General features: G+C 71.6%; 16 protein-coding genes. 9 read left to right on the top strand and 7 right to left on the bottom strand.

Annotation, left to right across the window (positions count from 1 at the left end; all coding sequences use genetic code 11):
- Positions 1 to 63: 63 nt before the first annotated feature.
- The 9 genes from ACFXJ5_RS24150 to ACFXJ5_RS24110 all read left to right on the top strand — a co-directional run bounded on the left by ACFXJ5_RS24150 (position 64) and on the right by ACFXJ5_RS24110 (position 8,511).
- Positions 64 to 999: an FKBP-type peptidyl-prolyl cis-trans isomerase gene (locus ACFXJ5_RS24150; RefSeq protein WP_384634634.1), complete on the top strand. Its 936-nt coding sequence runs from the start codon at positions 64 to 66 to the stop codon at positions 997 to 999.
- A 65-nt stretch (positions 1,000 to 1,064) separates the two neighbouring features.
- Entirely contained in the window at positions 1,065 to 1,436 is a 372-nt protein-coding gene (locus ACFXJ5_RS24145) for an FKBP-type peptidyl-prolyl cis-trans isomerase (RefSeq protein WP_384634631.1), read from the top strand.
- A gap of 126 nt (positions 1,437 to 1,562) precedes the next feature.
- Complete coding sequence (locus ACFXJ5_RS24140; RefSeq protein ID WP_384634628.1) at positions 1,563 to 2,525, top strand: helix-turn-helix transcriptional regulator; 963 nt, start codon at positions 1,563 to 1,565, stop codon at positions 2,523 to 2,525.
- A gap of 16 nt (positions 2,526 to 2,541) precedes the next feature.
- Entirely contained in the window at positions 2,542 to 3,498 is a 957-nt protein-coding gene (locus ACFXJ5_RS24135; RefSeq protein ID WP_384634625.1) for a helix-turn-helix transcriptional regulator, read from the top strand.
- A 15-nt stretch (positions 3,499 to 3,513) separates the two neighbouring features.
- A complete protein-coding gene (locus ACFXJ5_RS24130; RefSeq protein WP_384634622.1) occupies positions 3,514 to 3,738 on the top strand; it encodes a hypothetical protein in 225 nt (74 codons plus the stop codon).
- Positions 3,739 to 3,771: 33 nt separating this feature from the next.
- Entirely contained in the window at positions 3,772 to 3,975 is a 204-nt protein-coding gene (locus tag ACFXJ5_RS24125) for a hypothetical protein (RefSeq protein WP_384634619.1), read from the top strand.
- A 254-nt stretch (positions 3,976 to 4,229) separates the two neighbouring features.
- Complete coding sequence (gene tatA / locus ACFXJ5_RS24120) at positions 4,230 to 4,529, top strand: Sec-independent protein translocase subunit TatA (protein ID WP_384634616.1); 300 nt, start codon at positions 4,230 to 4,232, stop codon at positions 4,527 to 4,529.
- A gap of 92 nt (positions 4,530 to 4,621) precedes the next feature.
- Positions 4,622 to 5,581, top strand: a complete 960-nt coding sequence (tatC, locus tag ACFXJ5_RS24115) for a twin-arginine translocase subunit TatC (RefSeq protein ID WP_384634613.1) — start codon at positions 4,622 to 4,624, stop codon at positions 5,579 to 5,581.
- A 95-nt stretch (positions 5,582 to 5,676) separates the two neighbouring features.
- Complete coding sequence (locus ACFXJ5_RS24110; RefSeq protein WP_384634610.1) at positions 5,677 to 8,511, top strand: DEAD/DEAH box helicase; 2,835 nt, start codon at positions 5,677 to 5,679, stop codon at positions 8,509 to 8,511.
- A 254-nt stretch (positions 8,512 to 8,765) separates the two neighbouring features.
- Here ACFXJ5_RS24110 and ACFXJ5_RS24105 read toward each other — a convergent pair whose 3' ends face one another.
- The 7 genes from ACFXJ5_RS24105 to ACFXJ5_RS24075 form a co-directional block, all read right to left on the bottom strand.
- A complete protein-coding gene (locus ACFXJ5_RS24105; RefSeq protein ID WP_384634608.1) occupies positions 8,766 to 9,872 on the bottom strand; it encodes an LLM class flavin-dependent oxidoreductase in 1,107 nt (368 codons plus the stop codon).
- 167 nt (positions 9,873 to 10,039) lie between these two features.
- Complete coding sequence (locus tag ACFXJ5_RS24100) at positions 10,040 to 11,263, bottom strand: ketosynthase chain-length factor (RefSeq protein WP_384634605.1); 1,224 nt, start codon at positions 11,261 to 11,263, stop codon at positions 10,040 to 10,042.
- Positions 11,260 to 12,540 carry a beta-ketoacyl-[acyl-carrier-protein] synthase family protein gene (locus ACFXJ5_RS24095; RefSeq protein ID WP_384634602.1) on the bottom strand — a complete coding sequence of 427 codons (1,281 nt, stop codon included), beginning with the start codon at positions 12,538 to 12,540 and terminating at the stop codon, positions 11,260 to 11,262. The genes ACFXJ5_RS24100 and ACFXJ5_RS24095 overlap by 4 nt, the downstream gene beginning before the upstream one ends.
- A gap of 316 nt (positions 12,541 to 12,856) precedes the next feature.
- Entirely contained in the window at positions 12,857 to 14,506 is a 1,650-nt protein-coding gene (gene atzF / locus ACFXJ5_RS24090; RefSeq protein ID WP_384634599.1) for an allophanate hydrolase, read from the bottom strand.
- A gap of 416 nt (positions 14,507 to 14,922) precedes the next feature.
- A complete protein-coding gene (gene uca, locus ACFXJ5_RS24085) occupies positions 14,923 to 18,498 on the bottom strand; it encodes an urea carboxylase (RefSeq protein WP_384634596.1) in 3,576 nt (1,191 codons plus the stop codon).
- Positions 18,495 to 19,097, bottom strand: coding sequence for an urea amidolyase associated protein UAAP2 (locus ACFXJ5_RS24080; RefSeq protein ID WP_384634593.1), 603 nt, complete (start codon positions 19,095 to 19,097; stop codon positions 18,495 to 18,497). The genes uca and ACFXJ5_RS24080 overlap by 4 nt, the downstream gene beginning before the upstream one ends.
- A gap of 2 nt (positions 19,098 to 19,099) precedes the next feature.
- A complete protein-coding gene (locus ACFXJ5_RS24075) occupies positions 19,100 to 19,942 on the bottom strand; it encodes an urea amidolyase associated protein UAAP1 (protein ID WP_384634590.1) in 843 nt (280 codons plus the stop codon).
- Positions 19,943 to 20,036 lie beyond the last annotated feature (94 nt).

The raw sequence follows: 20,036 nt of genomic DNA, 5'->3' as shown, positions 1-20,036 counted from the left end.
CGTCGTAGAGTGGCGCGCACTGAACTGACCGTCAAGATCCATCGATGAGCTGAGGCATTAATCGTGCGCCGACAACTGGCCGCCCTTCTGATCGTCCCCGCCTTGCTGCTGACGGCGGCCTGCGGCAGCGACAGCAAGGGCTCTTCCGACTCCGCCAGCGGGGGAGTGCCCAAGATCACCGCCGGTACGAAGTTCGGCGAGAAGCCGACCGTCGCCAAGGGAACGGGTAGCAAGCCGACGAAGCTGGTCACCGCGACCCCGATCCAGGGCAACGGGGCCACCGTCAAAAAGGGTGACTTCATCAAGGCGAACTACCTGGGCCAGATCTGGGGGACCGGAAAGGTCTTCGACAACAGCTACGACCAGAAGAAGCCGATCACCACCGCGATCGGCACCGGCTCGGTCATCAAGGGCTGGGACCAGGCCCTGGTCGGCAAGAAGGCCGGCAGCCGGGTCGAGATGGTCATCCCGCCGTCCCTGGGCTACGGCAGCCAGGCGGCCGGCACCATCCCGGCCAACTCCACCCTCGTCTTCGTCGTGGACATCATCTCCACCACCACCGTCCCGACCACGGTCACGGGCGGCACGGTCGTCCCGCAGACCGACGCGAACCTGCCCAAGGTCGGCGTCAACACCGACGGCAAGGCCCCGTCCGTCACCGTCCCGACCTCGAAGCCCGCGCCGACGAAGCTGGTCTCGAACTACGTCATCGAGGGCAACGGCCCGACGCTCAAGGGCACCGACACCGTCGTCGTCCAGTACAACGGTGTCCTCTGGAAGACCGGCAAGCAGTTCCAGAGCAGCTGGGCCACCTCGCCGACCTCGCTGACCCTCGACCAGGTCATCAAGGGCTGGTCGCAGGGCCTGACCGGCAAGAAGGTCGGCAGCCGGCTGCTGCTGGTCATCCCGCCGTCCCTGGGCTACGGATCCACCGCGCAGTCCAGCATCCCGGCCAACTCGACGCTGGTCTTCTCGGTGGACATTCTCGCGGTCGTGTAGGCGGCCCGACAGCCGACGACTGCAAGAATGATCAGGTTGCCCGCAATCCAACGAGGAGCAAGCACGTGAGCATCGAAAAGCCCGAGATCGACTTCCCCGGTGGCAACCCCCCGGCGGAGCTCGAGATCAAGGACATCTGGGAGGGCGACGGCCCCGAGGCCAAGGCGGGCCAGAACGTCACCGTCCACTACGTCGGCGTCTCCTTCAGCACCGGCGAGGAGTTCGACGCCAGCTGGAACCGCAACTCCCCCTTCAAGTTCCCGCTCGGCGGCGGCCGCGTCATCAAGGGCTGGGACCAGGGCGTGCAGGGCATGAAGGTCGGCGGGCGGCGCCAGCTGACCATCCCCGCGCACCTCGCCTACGGCAACCAGAGCCCCACCCCGGCCATCAAGCCCGGCGAGACCCTGATCTTCGTCGTGGACCTGCTGTCCGTCTGACGACCGGCTGACCGCGAGCCCCCGCCGGGCCAGGCCATCGGCCGGCCCGGCGGGGGCTTCGCTTTTGCCGCGCGGCGTCATGGCGGTACGGTCTGCAACGAGAGCTGAAGAAGGAAGGTTGCGCGAGTGGCCATTGCCAAGGCCGAGCGGCTGATGAACCTGGCGCTGTGCCTGATGAACACCCGGCGCCCGGTCAGCAAGCGCGAGTTGCGCACCTCCATCGAGGCCTACCACGAGGGCTCCGACGACGCCTTCAACCGGATGTTCGAGCGGGACAAGGACGATCTCCGCGAGCTCGGCATGGTCATCGACACCATCGAGAGCCTGGACGGCGAGATCGGCTACCTCGCCCGCCGCGACCGCAACCGCCTCCCCGAGATCGCCCTCGACGCCGAAGAGGCCGCCGCCCTCACCCTGGCCGCCAAGGTCTGGCAGCAGGCCCGCTTCGCCGAGGCCGCCAGCGGAGCCCTGCAGAAGCTGCGCGCCGCCGGCGTCCCCTTCGACGACACGGACGACCTCCCGGCCGGCGCCCACAGCGCCCTCGAGCCCCGCATCCCCGCACCCGAGCCCGCCTTCGAGCCGCTGATGACCGCCGCCCGCGAGCGCCGCGCGGTCGCCTTCGACTACCGCAAGGCCAACGCCGTGCGCCCCGAGTCCCGCCAGGTCGAGCCCTGGGCCCTGGAATGCTGGCGCGGCCACTGGTACCTCGCAGGGCTGGACCGCGACCGCTCCGACGTCCGCGTCTTCCGGCTCTCCCGCATCACCGGCCGGGTCCGGCTGCGCGGCGGCGGCTTCACCGCACCGGTCCCCGACCACGTCGACGTACGCGCCACCGTGGCGAGCTGGGCCGGCGACGGCTCCACCGGCAGCACCGCCCGCATCAGGCTGCGCCGCGACTCCGGGTATCCGCTGCGCGCCCGGGCGGTGGAGATACTGCCCGTCGACGCCGACTGGGACGAGCTGGAGATCCCGTACGGGCACGGGCTGGACGCCTGGCTCGCGGAGTTCGGGCCCGATGTGGTGGTCCTGGAACCCGCCGAGCTGCGGGCCGACGTCATCGACCGGCTGCGCGCCGTCGCCAAGGGCTGAGGGGGGTCACGGACACATGGCCAACGCGATCGACCAGACCCGCCGGATGCTGTCCCTGGTGACATATCTGCGCGAGCGCCCCGGCGCCCGGGTCACCGACGTCGCCCGGGCCTTCGGGGTGACCGAGGCCGAGCTGATCGGCGACCTCAATGTGCTGCCGCTGTGCGGCACCAGCTTCCGGGGCGGCGACCTGCTCGACATCGACACCGACGGCGAGCGGATCTGGTGGCACAACGAAGGCGCCCTCGCGGAAGCCGCCCACCCGCTGCGGCTGGCCGCCGACGAGGCCGCCGCCCTGCTGGTCGCCGCACGGGCCGTGGCCAATCTGCCGGGGCTGCGCGACAGCGACCGGCAGGCACTGCTGCGCGCCACCGCCAAGGTGGAGGCGGCGGCCGGCGAGGCGGCCGGGGCCAGCGCCGGGCTGTCGGTGACCTTCGAGTCCGAGGGCAGTGTCTTCGCCGACGTCGACCGGGCGATCACCGAGGGCCGGCGGCTGTGGATCCGCTACTACTCGCCGTCCCGTGACGCCCTCACCGAGCGCGAGGTCGACCCGATCCGGCTGTTCGCCGTCGGCCACACCTACTTCGAGGGCTGGTGCTACCTGTCGGAGGACCGGCGCACCTTCCGGCTCGACCGGGTCGCCGAGATCAAGCTCCTCGACACGCCCTCCGACCCGCCGCGCATCGAGCCCCGGGACCTGTCCCAGGGCCTGGTCCAGCCGGCCGGCGACGACCCCGAGGTCGTCGTCGAGGTCGGCCCCGGCGGCCGCTGGGTCGCCGAGTACTACCCGCACGACATCGCCGAGGAGCTCCCCGACGGCGCCCTGCGGATCACCCTGCGCACCCCCGACCCGGGCTCCCTGCGCAGGCTCGCCCTGCGGCTGGGCCGCGACGGCCGGATCGTCTCCCCCCGGGATCTCGCGGACAGCGCCCAGAAGGCCGCCGCCGAGGCCCTGGCGGCGTACGGGGAGTAAGGGGAGAATCCGGTGATGGTCCCGAGCGTCGTGTTCAAGGCGGCCTGCCCCGACTGCCGGGGCTGCTTCGAGCTGTCCGCCAGCGCCCTGCGGCTGGCCATAGGCGGCAGCCGAAGGACCACCTTCTACTCCTTCACCTGCCCCGACTGCGGCACTTTCGTACGCAAACCGGCCGGCGACCGCATCATCGAGCTGCTCACCGGCGGCGGGGTCAACACGATGCGCCTGCACGTCGGCTGATCCACACCGGCCGACCCACTAGGCTCATCCGTCATGTGGCTGCTCTACTTCTACGTGGGCCTGGCGACCGCCGGCATCCTCGTCCTCGGCGTTCTCGGCATCCGGGTCTTCGCCGAGGTCCAGGGGCTGGCCCGGCAGCTCGGCCGCAGCACCGACGAGATCTCGCGTGCCTCGGACGACCTGCGGCGGGCCGCGGAGCCCCTGGCGCGCAGGACCGGGGACGCCGTCCGGCGCTGAGCCGGCCCGGATCGCGGCGAGCTCGTAGAAAGCGCTGTCACGCCAGACCCTCGTTCTTCACAAGCTCGGGGGGTACGCTGGCCAACGCGGCCCCGAAGGAGTGCGGCGGGGGCAGCGGAGCCAGGTGGATGCCGGGGGATTGCCAGACGTTTACCCCTGCAGGTTACGATCGCTGGCAGAACGAAGGTCGGACGTCCGTCCGAAGGCTTCGGCAGACATGGACCCACGCCGCCTCGGTGAGAAGGTATTCGCTTATGTTCGGCAAGCTCGGCGCCCCTGAGATCATCCTCATCCTTGTCGTCGTCCTGTTGCTGTTCGGGGCGAAGCGGCTCCCGGACATGGCACGCGGCCTCGGCAAGTCGATGCGCATCCTCAAGAGCGAGGCCAAGGCGATGAAGAACGACGATGCGTCGGCCCCGGCCGGCCCGCCCGCCGACAACACCACCGCTGAGCAGCAGGCCGCGCCCAAGACCATCCAGGCCTCTCCCGGTGATGTGACCAGCGCCCGCCCGGTCAACGAGACCCCGCAGCCGCAGCAGACCACCCAGAGCTGACCGGCTCTTCCCAGGCCCCCAGGCCCAGGCCCCCAGGACAGACACACCAAGCCGACGGCGACGACGGCTGCCGCACGAGATGAGGACGTGGGTTGCTCAAGTCTGCCCGCCAGCAGGAGAAGGACCCGGAGGGGCGCATGCCCCTCGCGGAGCACCTGCGTGAGCTGCGCAACCGGCTCGGCAAAGCGCTGCTCGCGATCATCGCGATCACGATCGTCGCCGCCTTCTTCTACAACGACCTGATCGCCTTCCTGGTGAAGCCGGTCCTGACGTCGATCGGCTGCAAGGCGTCGCTCTCCGACATCGCCAACCAGTCCACCTCCGTCAAGTCGGACACCCACTGCGCGCACCTGGTCATGGACGGCCTGCTGACGCCGTTCACCCTCGCGCTGAAGGTCTCCCTCATGGCGGGCGTGGTGCTGTCCACCCCGGTCTGGCTGTACCAGCTGTGGGCCTTCCTCGCCCCCGGCCTGCACAAGAACGAGAAGCGGTACGCGCTCAGCTTCGTCGGCGTCGGCTTCCCGCTCTTCCTGGCCGGCGCCTTCTTCGCGTACAAGATCCTGCCGACCACCGCCACGGTCCTCATCGACTTCACCCCCAAGGGCGTCGACAACCTCCTGCATCTCGACGACTACCTCGACCTCGTCACGCGCATGGTCGTGGTCTTCGGTCTCTCCTTCGAGATGCCCCTGCTGCTGGTCCTGCTGAACTTCGCCGGAATCCTCTCCGGCAAGCGGATGCTCGGCTGGTGGCGCGGCATGATCATGGGCATCACCGTCTTCGCCGCCGTCGCGACCCCGAGCACCGACCCGCTCAGCATGCTCGCGCTGGCCGGACCCATCTGGGTCCTGTACTTCATCGCCGTCGCGGTCTCGCTGCTCAACGACAAGCGCCGCCGCCGGTCGAACCCCGATTCCGATCTGGACGACGACGAGGCCTCCGACCTCGACCTCACCCCCGAGCCGGTCGGCGCGGCCCTGCCCGAGCAGCCCAGCGGGCGCGAGCAGATCGAGCACAGCGGCTCCGGCGACGGCTTCGACGACGCCACCTGACGCCGCCCGGCGGCGCCGACAACGCTGCTCAGAAGGTATGCGAAAAGAAAAGATCACGTCCTCTGTCAGTGGCTGCCGGTACTCTCGGTGTCAAGATGAGTGACGAGATGTCCCCCGCAGAGCGCTACGCCGCCGCCAAGCTCCGGGCGGTCGAGCAGGCCACCGCCCTCGCGCCTTTCCGCGAGCTGTACGACTTCGAGCTGGATCCGTTCCAGATCGAGGCATGCCAGGCCCTGGAAGCCGGAAAGGGCGTCCTGGTCGCCGCGCCCACCGGGTCCGGCAAGACGATCGTCGGTGAGTTCGCCGTCCACCTGGCCCTCGCCGAGGGCCGCAAATGCTTCTACACCACGCCGATCAAGGCGCTGTCCAACCAGAAGTTCACCGACCTCGTCAAGCGCTACGGCGCCGAGAAGGTCGGCCTGCTCACCGGCGACAACAGCGTCAACGGCGACGCCCCGGTGATCGTCATGACCACCGAGGTCCTGCGCAACATGCTCTACGCGGGATCCCAGGCCCTCGACGGCCTCGGGTACGTGGTGATGGACGAGGTGCACTACCTCTCCGACCGCTTCCGCGGCGCGGTCTGGGAAGAGGTCATCATCCACCTCCCGCAGTCCGTGACCCTCGTGTCACTGTCCGCGACCGTCTCCAACGCCGAGGAGTTCGGCGACTGGCTCGACACCGTCCGCGGCGACACCGAGGTCATCGTCTCCGAGCACCGCCCGGTCCCGCTCTGGCAGCACGTCCTGGCCGGCCGAAAGATGTACGACCTGTACGAGGAGAAGAGCGGCGCCCCCGGATCCGCCGACCGCACCCGGCGCGAGGTCAACCCCGACCTCGTACGCCTGGCCCGGATGGAGAGCCAGGCCGGCTTCGGACGCGGCCGCGGCAAGGTCCGCGAGGCCGACCGCGAGCGCGACCGGCGGCAGCGCAGCCGGGTCTGGACCCCCAGCCGCGTCGAGGTCATCGACCGGCTGGACGCGGAGGGGCTGCTGCCCGCCATCACCTTCATCTTCAGCCGGGCCGGCTGCGAGTCCGCCGTCCAGCAGTGCCTCGCCGCCGGGCTGCGCCTCAACAACGAGGAGGCCCGCATCAAGGTCCGGGCCATCGTCGAGGAGCGGACCAAGTCCATCCCCGACGAAGACCTGCACGTCCTGGGCTACTTCGAGTGGCTGGAAGGCCTGGAGCGCGGCGTCGCCGCCCACCACGCCGGCATGCTCCCGACCTTCAAGGAGGTCGTCGAGGAGCTGTTCGTACGCGGCCTGGTCAAGGCGGTGTTCGCCACGGAGACGCTGGCGCTCGGTATCAACATGCCGGCCCGGTCCGTCGTCCTGGAAAAGCTCGTCAAGTGGAACGGCGAGACCCACGCCGACATCACGCCAGGGGAGTTCACCCAGCTCACCGGCCGCGCCGGGCGCCGCGGCATCGACGTCGAGGGCCACGCGGTGGTGCTCTGGCAGCGCGGCTTCGACCCGGCCGCACTGGCGGGTCTGGCCGGTACGCGGACGTATCCGCTGCGGTCCTCCTTCAAGCCGTCCTACAACATGGCGGTCAACCTGGTCGGGCAGTTCGGCCGGCACCGGTCGAGGGAGCTGCTGGAGACCTCCTTCGCCCAGTTCCAGGCCGACCGGTCGGTGGTCGGCATCTCGCGGCAGGTGCAGCGCAACGAGGAGGGCCTGGACGGCTACAAGGAGTCCATGACCTGCCACCTCGGCGACTTCGACCAGTACATGAGCCTGCGACGGCAGTTGAAGGACCGCGAGGCCGAACTCTCCCGCGAGGGCACGGCGCAGCGGCGGGCCGCCGCCGCTGACGCGCTGGAGAAGCTCAAGCCGGGCGACATCATCCATGTCCCGGCCGGCAAGTTCGCCGGCCTCGCGCTCGTTCTGGACCCCGGCGTCCCGGCGGGCCGGTCAACCGGATACCACCCCCGGCACGAGCAGTTCCAGCACGACGGGCCGCGCCCGCTCGTCCTCACCGCCGAGCGGCAGGTCAAGCGGCTCGCGCCGATCGACTTCCCGGTGCCGGTCGAAGCCCTTGACCGTATGCGCATCCCCAAGTCGTTCAACCCGCGCAGCCCGCAGTCCCGGCGCGACCTCGCGACCGCGATGCGGTCCAAGGCCGGCACCGCCGGGGTCGTCGCGCCGCCGCGCCACCGCAAGGAGCGGGCGGCCGCCGCCGACGACCGCGAGATCTCCCGCCTGCGCACCGAGATCCGCGCCCACCCCTGCCACGGCTGCGACGAGCGGGAGGACCACGCCCGCTGGTCCGAGCGCTACCACCGACTGCTCCGCGACACCCGGCAGTTGGAGCGCCGCATCGAAGGCCGTACGAACACCATCGCCCGCACCTTCGACCGCATCTGCGCGCTCCTGACCGACCTCGACTACCTGGAGGCCGACAAGGTCACCCCGGAGGGCCGCCGCCTCGCCCGGCTCTACGGCGAACTCGACCTGCTGGCCAGCGAGTGCCTCCGCGAAGGCGTCTGGGATGCCCTCGGCCCCGCCGAACTCGCCGCCTGCGCCTCGGCTCTCGTCTACGAGGCCCGCTCGGCGGACGACGCGATGCCGCCGCGCCTGCCCAGCGGCAACGCACGCGACGCGCTCGCCGAGATGGTCCGCATCTGGGGCCGCCTCGACGCGCTCGAAGAACAGCACCGCATCAACCAGGCCGAAGGCGTCGGCCAGCGCGAGCCCGACCTCGGCTTCGCCTGGCCCGCGTACCGCTGGGCGTCCGGCCACGGCCTCGACGCGGTGCTGCGCGACGCGGACATGCCGGCCGGCGACTTCGTCCGCTGGACGAAGCAGCTGATCGATGTGCTCGGCCAGATCGCGGCTGCGGCGCCCGACGCCAGCCCGGTGCGGCGCAATGCCCGCAAGGCGGTCGATGCGCTGCTCCGGGGCGTGGTGGCGTACTCGTCTGTCGGCTGACCCTCCGGCTCCGCCGGGTTGGGGGTAGGCCGTCCTCCCCCAGCTAGACGCTGGGAGGTGCCCCCAAGGCGAGCGAAGCGAGATGGGGGCACCTCCCAGACGGAGTCTGGGGGAGGGCTGGCCCAACCCGGCCACGGGCGGTCGGCCGCCGACGCACCCCGGCCACGCTCCGTCGTGGTGCGCGCCCGTTGCCGGGTGCGCCCGGGTTGGGCCAGCCCGCTCCGCCTCAGGCGGGCGGCCTACCCCCAACCCGGTCAGGCCCGCGCGGCTGAGCGCTCCGCGTCTCGCTTGGCTACTTCCTCGCGCACGATCGGGATGACGTACCGCCCGAAGTCGATGGCGTCGTCGAGCAGGTCGTAGCCGCGGGCCGAGAGGATGTCGACGCCGAGGTCGTAGTAGTCCAGGAGGGCCTGGGCGACGGTTTCGGGAGTGCCGACGAGGGCGTTGGAGTTGCCGGCGCCGCCGGTGGCGACGGCGGTGGGGGTCCAGAGGGCGCGGTCGTGGAGCTCGCCCTTGGCGGCGACGGCAAGGAGGCGCTGGGAGCCGGTGTTCTCGGGGTTCTTGAGGGGGTGCCGGCGGCTGAGCGGCCCCGCCGCCTTGCGGGCGTGGATGCGGTCGAGGGTGCGGTGGGCCTTTTCCCAGGCCAGTTCCTCGGTCGGGGCGATGATGGGCCGGAAGGCGGCCTGGATCTTCGGAACGTCCGTCCGTCCTGCGGCCTTCGCGGCGGCCTTGACGGACTCGATCTGCTGCGCGGTCTCGGCCAGCGGCTCGCCCCACAGGCAGTAGATGTCCGCCTCGGCGCCCCCGGCCTCGTACGCCGCCGCCGAGGAGCCGCCGAAGGAGACGCGGGGGCGGGGCTGCTGGACGGGGAAGGTGTCGGAGACGAAGTCGTTGAAGCGGTAGTGGACGCCCTCGTGGTCGAAGGGCTCGTGCGTGGTCCAGATCTTCTTGACGATCCGGATGTACTCGCGGGTGCGCGCGTACCGCTCGTCCTTGGTGAGGAAGTCGCCCTCGCGCTGCTGCTCGTGGTCGTTCCCGCCGGTGATGAAGTGCACCGCCAGGCGCCCGTCGCTGATCCGGTCCAGGGTCGCGAAGGTCTTCGCGGCGAAGGTCGGGTACGAGACGTTGGGCCGGTGGGCCAGCAGGATCTGGATGCGCTCGGTCTTCGCGGCGATGTACGCGGCCGCAGGTGCCGGGTCGGGGGACCCGGAACCGTACGCGAAGAGGATCCGGTCCCAGCCGTTGTCCTCGTGGGCGCGGGCGAGGCGGAGGGTGTAGTCCTTGTCGAAGGACGCGCCGGAACGCGGGGTGACTTCGGAGCCTTCGTTGGTCGCGGCGATGCCGAGGAACTCTACGGGCATGGGTGTGAGGCCTCTTCTTGTCGTCTGGTCGTCGATGCGTCGGGATCGTGACTACGGCAGGCGCGGACACGACGCCGACCACACGCGACCGAAGTCGATGTAGTCGCGCGTGACGAGCCGCTGCGAAGAAGGCATGCACCTAGTGGAACAGCCAGGTCCATGCACAGTCAACCAATTCGGTCGGTGAATCGCCGCACCACGAGCGCCGCGTTGAAGCCGCCGTACCCCCGCGCGACCACCAGCGCGTTACGCAGCCGGGCCTCCCTCGGCTGCCCGGTGACCAGGTCGACCGGGCAGTCGGGCGCGGCCCGGGCGACCCCGGTGGTCGGCGGGATGACCTGGTCGCGCAGGGCGAGCAGGGCGGTGGCGGTGTCGAGGGCGGCGCCGCCCGCGTAGAGGCGGCCGGTCATGGACTTGGGCGCGGTGACGGGCACGCCGTACGGGCCGAAGACCTCGGCCAGGGCCTCCGCCTCGGCCCGGTCATCCGTACGGGTGCCGGCCGCGTCGGCGAAGACCACGTCGACCTCGCCGGGGTCCAGGCCCGCGTCGTCGAGGGCGAGGTGGATGGCCCGGCGCAGGGTGGGAGGCCGCCCGAGTCCCTGCACCGGGTCGAAGGTGGCCGCGTGCCCGGCGATGGTGCCGTGCACGCGGGCGCCGCGCTCGTACGCGGCCTGTCCGTTCTCGACGACCAGGATGGCGCCGCCCTCGCCGGGGACGTGGCCTGCCGCGGTCGCGGCGAAGGGCGCGTACGCCGTCTCCGGGTCGTCGCCCAGGTTCAGCCGGCCGTTCGGCAACTGCCCGACCAGCGCGCCCGGATCGAGCGGCGCCTCGGTCCCCCCGGTGATGGCCGCCCGCGCCCCGCCGCGCAGGGCGCGCCGCGCCTGGGCGATCGCCTCCAGCCCGCCCGCCTGCTCGGCGGCATGAACGCTGCCGGGGCCCTTCATGTCGTGCAGGATCGCGATCTGGCCGGTCGTCGCCGCGTAGAACCACGCGATGGCCTGAAACGCCCCGATCTTGCGCGGCCCCTCGCTCCACAGCCGCTCGATCGCCCGGTGCCCGAACTCCGCCCCGCCGATGGAGCTGGCGGTGGCCACCGCGAAGCCGTACTCCGGGACGTCGGCCGGCTCGAGCCCGGCGTCCTCCAGGGCCATCGCGGTGGCGGCCACGGCGAAATGGGTCATCCGGTCGGTCTGGCTGACGCGGTACTGGCGCAGGTAGTCCGTCGCCGTGAAGCCGTCGATCTCGCCGACCAGGCGCAGCGGGAAGCCGTCGGTGTCGAAGCGGCTGATCGGCCCGATGCCGCTCCGTCCGGCCAGTGTGGCCTGCCAGTACGCCTCCGTGCCCAGGCCGTTGGGGGCGACGACGCCGATGCCGGTGACGACGGCGGTCATGCGGCCTCCGCCTTCGTCAGCACCATGGCGCACTGGAAGCCGCCGAAGCCACTGGCGACCGTGAGGACGGTGTCGGTACGCCGCTCGCGGGCGGTGAGCGGGATATAGTCGAGGTCGCAGTCCGGGTCCGGCGTGTGGAGGTTGGCGGTGGGCGGCAGCACGCCCTCCTCGATCGCCATCGCGCAGGCGGCGATCTCCATCGAGCCGATGGCACCCAGCGGATGACCGATCACCGACTTGACGGAGCTGATCGGCGTGACCCGGGCATGCTCTCCCAGGGCGGCCTTGAAGGCATTCGTCTCATGCCGGTCGTTCTGCGGGGTGCTGGAGCCGTGGGCGTTGATGTAGTCCAGGTCCTGCGGGGCGACCCGGGCCCGGTCGAGGGCCACCCGGATCGCCTCGGCCAGGTCCAGGCCGTCGTCCTTGAGGGCGGCCATGTGGAAGGCGTTGCTGCGGGCCGCGTAGCCGGAGATCTCGCAGTAGATGTGCGCGCCCCTGCGCAGGGCGTGGCCCAGCTCCTCGACGATGACGGTGGCGGCGCCCTCGGCCAGCACGAATCCGTCCCGTTCGAGGTCGAAGGGGCGGGAGGCGCGGGCCGGGTCGTCGTTGTTGGGCGAGGTGGCCTTGATGACGTCGAAGGCGGCCACGGCGGTCGGCGTGATCGGGGCGTCCGAGGACCCGGCGACGACGACATCGGCCGAGCCCTCCTCGATCAGCGCGGCCGCGTGACCTATCGCGTCCAGGCCCGTCGTGCAGCCGTTGGACACCACCCCGACCGGCCCCTCCGCCCCGGCCAGCCGGGCCGCCTCGACGGCGAGGCTGCTGGGCACCAGCGACTCGTACGCGTACGGCATGACGTAGGTGTGGTCGACCACCCACAGCCTGCCGCGGTCGCTGAGCACCACGTACTCGCTCTCCATGCGGGAGGCCGGGCCGATGGCCGTGCCCATGCTCACCGCGACGCGCTCCGGGTTCTCCTTGCCGGTCAGTGTGTCGAGGCCGCTGTCCTCCAGGGCCTCGCGGGTGGCGGCGACCCCCAGCTGCACGCAGCGGTCCATGCGGCGGAGGTCGCGCGGGCCGAGGCCGTGGGCCTCGGGGTTGAAGTCGCATTCGCCGGCGATACGGGAGCGCAGTCCGGTCGGATCGAAAAGGGTGATGCCGCGGATGGCGCTCACGCCCGAAGTGACGCGTTCCCAGAAGGCCTTGCGGCCGTTTCCGCCCGGCGCGATGACGCCGAGTCCGGTCACGACGGCGCGGCGGTGTATTGCCGTTGCCATGATGTGCCCCCCTGTGTTGGCTAAAGCCGCCTGAACGGTGACAGGGACACGCGGAAACGGTCAAGGGTGGTCGCCCGCGCGGTGACACGGGATGGACCCGAGGGAAATTCGTGACCCACGACGGCAATGGAGGGCGTCCGGAATTCCCCTGTCGGAGTGGGGGCGTGCGGGGCCCCGGGAAATGCGCCGGTGGCAGACCGGCACCACGTTCCCTGACCCCCGGGCATTTAGCTCGAACTCCAGTCCAGGAATGCCCGGCAGGCCACTCGATTCATTAACGATGCGGAAATGCGGCGTTCGAAAGGATCACGCCGACTCACGAATGGGCGAGAAATGCCCGCCATCCGCCGTACGTCGTGATGTCCACGGCCTTGCCGACCGCCTCCGGCTCGCACAGGAATCCGGGGGCCGTCGTGCCGTCCGCGAGCCCGACCCGGCCCAGCGCCATGGGGCGCGGCAGCGCGGCCAGCAACGCCCCCAGCCCTTCGGTCGGCAGCTCCCAGACCTCGGCCTCGACGGCGGCACCGCCGTCCGCGACCCGGACCAGGCCCGGCTTCGGCGGCTCCGTGTCGAGCGCGTACAGCCGGTACTCGGGCGCGGTGGTGGTCGTCGCCACCAGCCGGGCACCCAGGGCGAGCAGCTGGTGGTTGAGGGGCTGCCCCGACAGGTGGGCGCCGACGACCACGAGTTTCGCGGTCGGCCTGAGCAGCCGGGCGATCGCCGCCGTACGGTCGTCCGTGAAGCCCCGGCCGAGCACCATCACCCCGAAGGGCAGCCCGTCCACCTCACCGGCCGGGACGGCGATCCCGCACATGCCCAGCAGATTGGTGGAGTTGGTGAACCTGCCGAGGCGTGCGTTCGCACCCAGCGGGTCGGCCGCCACCTCGGCCAGCGTGGGGTGGCCGGGGGTCGTGGGCAGCAGCAGCGCGTCCGCGTCGCCCAGCTCCGCCATGGCCTGGGTGCGCAGTGCGGCCAGCTTGTCCATGTCGGCGAACAGACGGTGCGCCGGGAGATCCCGGGCGGCCGTGATGATGCGGGCGACGGTGGGGTCGAGGGCCGGGTCGTCGGCATGCTTGTCGATAAAGCCACCAACAGCGGTGTACCGCTCCGCCACGAACGCGCCCTCATACAGCAGTTCGGCCGCCGCCGTGAACGCCGTGAGCTCAACACTCCGCAACTCCGCGCCCGCCTCGGCCAGTCGCTGCGCAGCTCCTTCGAAAGCTTCCGCCCACCCCTTGTCCAGCTCGCCGAGCTGATCCGTGGACGGCACCGCGACCCGCCACGGCCCGGGCCGGCGGGCCGGCGGCTCCCCGGTTCGCCCGGGGGGCGAGGCGAGAACGCCGAAGGCGCGTTCCGCCTCCCGGATCGTACGGGCGAACACCGTCACGCAGTCCACACTCGCGCAGGCCGGCACCACCCCGGTCGTCGGTACCAGCCCGTACGTCGGCTTGATGCCGACGATCCCGTTGAACGCCGCCGGCACGCGCCCCGAGCCCGCGGTGTCCGTCCCCAGCGCGATATCGGCGATCCCGAGCGCCACGGCAACGGCCGACCCGCTGCTGCTGCCCCCGCTCACCCGCGCCGGGTCGTACGCGTTGCGCACGGCACCGTAGGGGCTCCGCGTGCCGACCAGCCCCGTGGCGAACTGGTCCAGGTTCGTGCTCCCGAGGACGACCGCGCCCGCCTGTTTCAGCCGCGCCACGGCCGGGGCGTCCCGCTCCGGCTCGTACGCGTACGCAGGGCACCCGGCGGTCGTCGGCAGCCCGGCGATGTCGATGTTCCCCTTCACCGCCGCGACGGTCCCGGCCAGCGGGAGGTGTTCCCCCGCCGCCAGGCGCGCGTCGATCGCCCGGGCCTCGGTCTCCACCTCGGCCTGCGGCCTGAGCCCGATCCAGATGTCGGGCCGGTCCACCTCGGCGATCCGTGTGTACGCGGCGCGTACGCGGCTGAGTGCGGGTCCGGTCATCGCGTGCGACTCCTTGTCGTTGTGGGGGCTGCCGGTCGGTGCCGGTCCGGGGCCTCCGGGGCTGGGGGTCCTGGATCGACATATTTACGTGCGTGACGGGCCCTTCGCTGCCTCACCCCGCGCGATGCACACAAATATGCGGAGCATCCAGGACCCCCACCCCTACGACCCCGGCCCTCCCCGCCGTAGTTGGTTCTCGGGCCTCCATGATCAGGTCCACCGGCTCGCAGCGCGTACGAGACGGGAGGTGCGGGATCGCAGGGGTGGGGTCCTGGACGCCTGCGTATATTTGTGTGGGTTCTCCGGGGTATCGGGACAAAGTGCCCGTCACGTACGTAAATATGTCGGTCCAGGACCCCGCCCCGGAGGCCTCGGACCGGCACCGACTCCCCGGGCACTCCCACCGGGGGAGCCGCTCACGCCGGCCCCAGCGTGAGCAACGCCGTTCCGGCGGACACCTGATCGCCGGGGGCGACAAGAACCTCGGCGACGACACCGTCAGCGGGGGCGGATACGGCGGACTCCATCTTCATGGCCTCGAGGGCGAGCAGCTTCTGCCCGGCCCGCACCCGCTCACCCGGACGCACGGCGACCTGCCACACGCTGGCGGCGAATTCGGCCTCCACGGCGCACCCACCCTCCGGCACAGCCACGTCGACCGTGGCCGGCGCGGGAGCAACCGCCGCCTCGGCGCGGGCGAACTCGCCCGCCGCCTCCCACGCGTCGCGCTCGGCGCCGAACGCGGCACCCTGCCTGGCCCGAAACGCGGCAATCGAGTCCGCGTTGTCGGTAAGGAAGCGCTGGTGCTCGGCGAGCGAGAACTCGCCGTCCTCGACCCGCAGACGCAGCCGGCCCGCAGCCATGTCGGCCCGCATGTCGAGGAGTTCGTCGGCCTCCACGGGATACCACTTGATGCGGTCGAAGAACCGCAGCAGCCACGGCTGGTCGCCCGGGAAGCCCTTACGGCTCGACCAGACCTGCACCGTGCGGCCCACGAACTGGTAGCCCCCGGGACCCTCCATCCCGTAAATGCAGAGGTAGGCACCCCCGATGCCCACTGAGTTCTCGGCGGTCCAGGTCCGCGCCGGGTTGTACTTGGTCGTGACGAGCCGGTGCCGGGGATCGAGCGGCGTCGCGACCGGCGCGCCCAAATACACGTCACCGAGCCCCAGCACCAGATACTCCGCGTCGAAGACCGTCCGGTAGACGTCGTCCACGGACTCGAGACCGTTGACGCGGCGGATGAACTCGATGTTCCACGGGCACCACGGCGCGTCGTCCCGCACACCCGCCATGTACCGGGCGATGGCCTCGCGCGTGGCGGGGTCGTCCCAGGAGAGCGGCAGGTGGACGGTGCGGCTGGGCACGCGGAGCGCATCGGTGGGCGGGAGTTGGGCTTCGGCCTCCTGGACGAGGGCGAGGAGCTTGGCGGTGGGGAGGATGTCGGGGTCGGCGTGGACCTGCAGGGAGCGTATGCCGGGGGTGAGGTCGACGACGCCGGGGAGGGCGTCGGCGGTGAGGCGTTCGGCGAGGGCGTGCACCCGCATGCGCAGGGCGAGGTCGAGCTGCATGGGGCCGTACTCGATGAGGAGGTTGTCGTCGCCGCTGCGGCGATACGTGACCGCGGGGCGGCCGTCGGTCTCGGGGAGGCGCCCGAGGACGCCGCCGTCCCGGAGAGCCGGGCGCGAGGGCACCGGCCGCACGGCGGGCGCGAGGCGGAGCGCCGCCGCAGCGTCCTCCGTGACAGGGACGAAGCGCACTGTGTCGCCGGGCCGGAACTGGCCGAGCTTCCAGCGCTGGCCGGTGACGATCGTCGCCGGACAGACGAAACCGCCGAGCGAGGGCCCGTCCGGCCCGAGCAGCACCGGCATGTCGCCGGTGTAGTCGACGGCGCCCACCGAATACGGCGTGTCGTGGATGTTGGAGGGGTGAAGTCCCGCCTCCCCGCCGTCCGTTCGCGCCCAGCGCGGCTTGGGGCCGACGAGCCGCACCCCCGTCCGGGCCGAGTTGAAGTGGACCTTCCATTCGGCGGCGTAGAAGTCGTGGATGTCGTCCTCGGTGAAGAACTCCGGTGCGGCGTGCGGCCCTTCGACCGCCCCGACCAGCCACTCGGCGCCGAAGGAGGGCCGCCGGCCCTCGGGCACCGGCGTGCCCACCACCGCGGAGCCGCCGTGCAGCACGTCCCCCGCCCGCAGCGTCCGCCCGCCGTGCCCCCCGAAGCGCCCCAGCGTGAACGTGGCGGCGCTGCCGAGGAAGTCCGGCACATCCAGGCCGCCGCCCCCGAAGAGGACGTACGTACGCAGGCCGTGGCCGCCGGGCGCCGGAACGTCGAGCACCGCGCCCGCCGGGACGGTGAACGGCTCCCACTGGGGGACCGGTACTCCGTCGACCGTGACGGCGACGGGGGCGCCGGTGACGCAGACCGTCGTCGCATGGCTGAAGCGCAACTGCGGGCCCTGGAGGGTGCATTCGAGCCCGGGGGCGCCCTCGTCGTTGCCCAGGGCCTCGTTGCCGAGGCGGAAGGACAGGTCGTCCATCGGGCCGCAGGGCGGCACGCCGACGTGCCAGAGGCCGGTGCGGCCGGGCCAGTCCTGGACGGTGGTCAGGGTGCCCGCGCGGACGACCTCGATGCGCGGGGTGGGGTCGGTGATCGTGTCGAGGGACGCGGTGGTGTGGCCGGCGGCACGGAGCGCGGGCGAGGCGGCGGCCGCGCGCAGCAGGCCGAGGTTGGTCTCGATGCCGTCGACGCGGGTCTCGGTCAGGGCCCGGGCCAGCCGGTCGAGGGCGTCGGCGCGGTCGGCGCCGTGCGCGATGATCTTGGCCAGCATCGGGTCGTACGAGGTCGTCACCTCCGTGCCGCTCTCGATCCAGGCGTCGACGCGTACGTCCTCCGGGAAGCTGACTCGCGTCAGCAGCCCCGCGCTGGGCCGGTGGCCCCGGCTGGGGTCCTCGGCGTAGACGCGGGCCTCGACGGCGTGGCCGTGCGGGGTGCCCGGTGTCATGTCGAAGTCCTCGCCGCGCGCGAGCCGCAGCATCCACTCGACCAGGTCGACGCCGTACGTCTCCTCCGTGACCGGATGCTCCACCTGGAGGCGGGTGTTGACCTCCAGGAAGTACGCCTCGCCGCGCGCGGCGTCGTAGACGTACTCGACCGTGCCCGCCGAGCGGTAGCCGACCGAGGCGCACAACGAGCGGGCGGTGTCTGCCAGTTGGCGGCGTACGGAGTCGGGGAGGCCGGGGGCGGGTGCTTCCTCCAGGACCTTCTGGTTGCGGCGCTGGAGGGAGCAGTCGCGGTCGCCGAGGGTGACGACGCGGCCGTGGCCGTCGCCGAAGACCTGGACCTCGACATGACGGGCGTGTTCCACCAGCCGTTCCAGGAACACCCCGGCGGAGGAGAACGAGGCGGCGGCGACCCGCTGCACCCGGTCCCAGGCCTCGGCGAGGTCGGCGGGGGAGTGGCAGGCCTGCATGCCGATGCCGCCGCCACCGCCGGTGGCCTTGAGCATGACGGGGTAGCCGAGCGCGTCCGCTGCCGCGCGCGCCGCCTCGAGGCCGTCCAGCAGCCCGGTGCCGGGCAGCAGCGGCACCCCGGCGGCCTCGGCGGCGGCGCGGGCGGTGTGCTTGGCGCCGAAGAGTTCGAGCTGCTGCGGGGTCGGGCCGACGAAGACCAGCCCCGCGGCCTCGCAGCGGCGCGCGAAGTCCGCGTCCTCGGACAGGAATCCGTACCCCGGGTGGATGGCGCCGGCGCCGCTGCGGCGGGCGGCCTCCAGTACGGCGTCGACGTCCAGGTAGCTGGCCTTGGCCGGGGCCGGACCGAGCCGTACGGCCTCGTCGGCGAGGCGGACGTGCGGCGCGGAGCGGTCCGGGTCGGAGTAGACCGCGACGGTACGCAGGCCGAGGTGGCGGGCGGTGCGGATGATGCGGGCGGCGATCTCGCCGCGGTTGGCGACCAGGAGGGTGTCGAAGGGCTGAGCGTCCAGGGCCGTGCTCATGCGGCGCCCTCGGTGATCGTCATCTCCACGGGTGTGGGGTCGAAGCCGTTGCAGGGGTTGTTGATCTGCGGGCAGTTGGAGACCAGGACGAGGACGTCGGTCTCGGCGCGCAGCACGACCTTCAGGCCGGGGGAGGAGATGCCGTCGACGATGCCGAGGGTGCCGTCCTCCTCAATGGGGACGTTCATGTACCAGTTGATGTTGCTGACCAGGTCGCGCTTGCCGAGGCCGTGCTTGGCGCCCTCGGCGAGGAAGTTCTCCACGCAGGCGTGCTGGGACCAGGTGTGGTGGCCGTAGCGCAGGGTGTTGGACTCCTTGGAGCAGGCGCCGCCGACCGTGTCGTGGCGTCCGCAGGTGTCCTCGACGACGGTCATGAGCGGGGTGTGCTCGTTGGAGAGCAGGACGCTGCCGGTGGTGAGGAAGATGTTGCCCTGTGCGTGGATGGTGTCCGGCGCGCTGTAGCGGACGGCGGTGTCGTGGGCGTCGTACAGCAGGCAGTCCACGGCCTGGTTGCCGCCGAGGTCGGTGATGGTGAGGTGCTCACCCTTGCTGACGACCGCGGACCACGGCGCGCGGGCCGGAACGACGGTGCTGGTCACCTTCACTGGATCCCCCTGGCGGCGAGGTGGTCAATGGTGTTCAGGTAGGCGCGGCGGCCCTCGGGGGTGGCGTCCCAGAGCCGGTCGCCGGGCGCGGTGGGCGCGGCCCGCCAGGCCAGGACCTCCAGCGGCGTGCACACGTAGTCGGGGCGCGGGTCCACCGGGTGCGGGACGTTGGCGATCAGTACGGTCAGCGGCTGTTCGGCCCGCAGGGTCACCGAGGCCCCCGGCCCGGCGGAGCCGGTGAACTCGAGCTTGCCGTCGGCCACGACCCGTACGCCCTGGAAGAAGGACAGGGACGGCGGCAGATCGCGAGGCTCCAGCCCGTTCTTCAGCGCGGCCAGTTTCAGCAGCTCGCGCCCGGCGGGGGAGGGGCCCTGCGGCGAACCGTCGCCGTAGCGCTGGGTGTTGCGTACGGCCGTGGAGGTGCCGCACAGCGCGTCGTGGCGGGAGCTGGTGTCGGCGACGACGGAGGCGAGGACGCGGCCCTGGTCGGACAGGAGCAGGTGGCCTTCGCCGACGTACGCGTTCCAGAGGACCTTGACGGTGTCGGCGGCGTTGAGCCGCTCCCAGGGACGGCCGTCCGCGTAGAGCAACACGTGGGCGCAGGCGTCTCCGGCCAGGTCGGTGAGGCGCAGCTCGGTACCCCGGGCGATGACCTTGTGCGTGTAGTCGCCGCCGGCCACGGTCTCCGCCCAGACGATGCGGTCCGGCGCGACGCCGGCCGGGGGGTTGGGCCAGGCGCCGGCGGGGAGGGTGGGCATGGTGTCGACCCGTGTGCCCTCCTGGGCGCGGGCATGGTCGCGGGCCCCATACGTCGAGCCAGTGCCTGTCCCTGTCGCCACGGCTTCCACCTCCGGTTCGGCCGTCAATTTCTGTCGCACGACAGAAATTAAGCGGGCGTGGCTTCGGCCCGATTGCCCGGCTGTTTCGGGGGAG

Source organism: Streptomyces sp. NPDC059373 (genome assembly GCF_042751495.1).
Classification (GTDB): Bacteria; Actinomycetota; Actinomycetes; order Streptomycetales; family Streptomycetaceae; genus Actinacidiphila.
The sequence above is the reverse complement of the archived record's forward strand: the minus strand, read 5'-3'. Positions and strand labels throughout refer to the sequence as shown.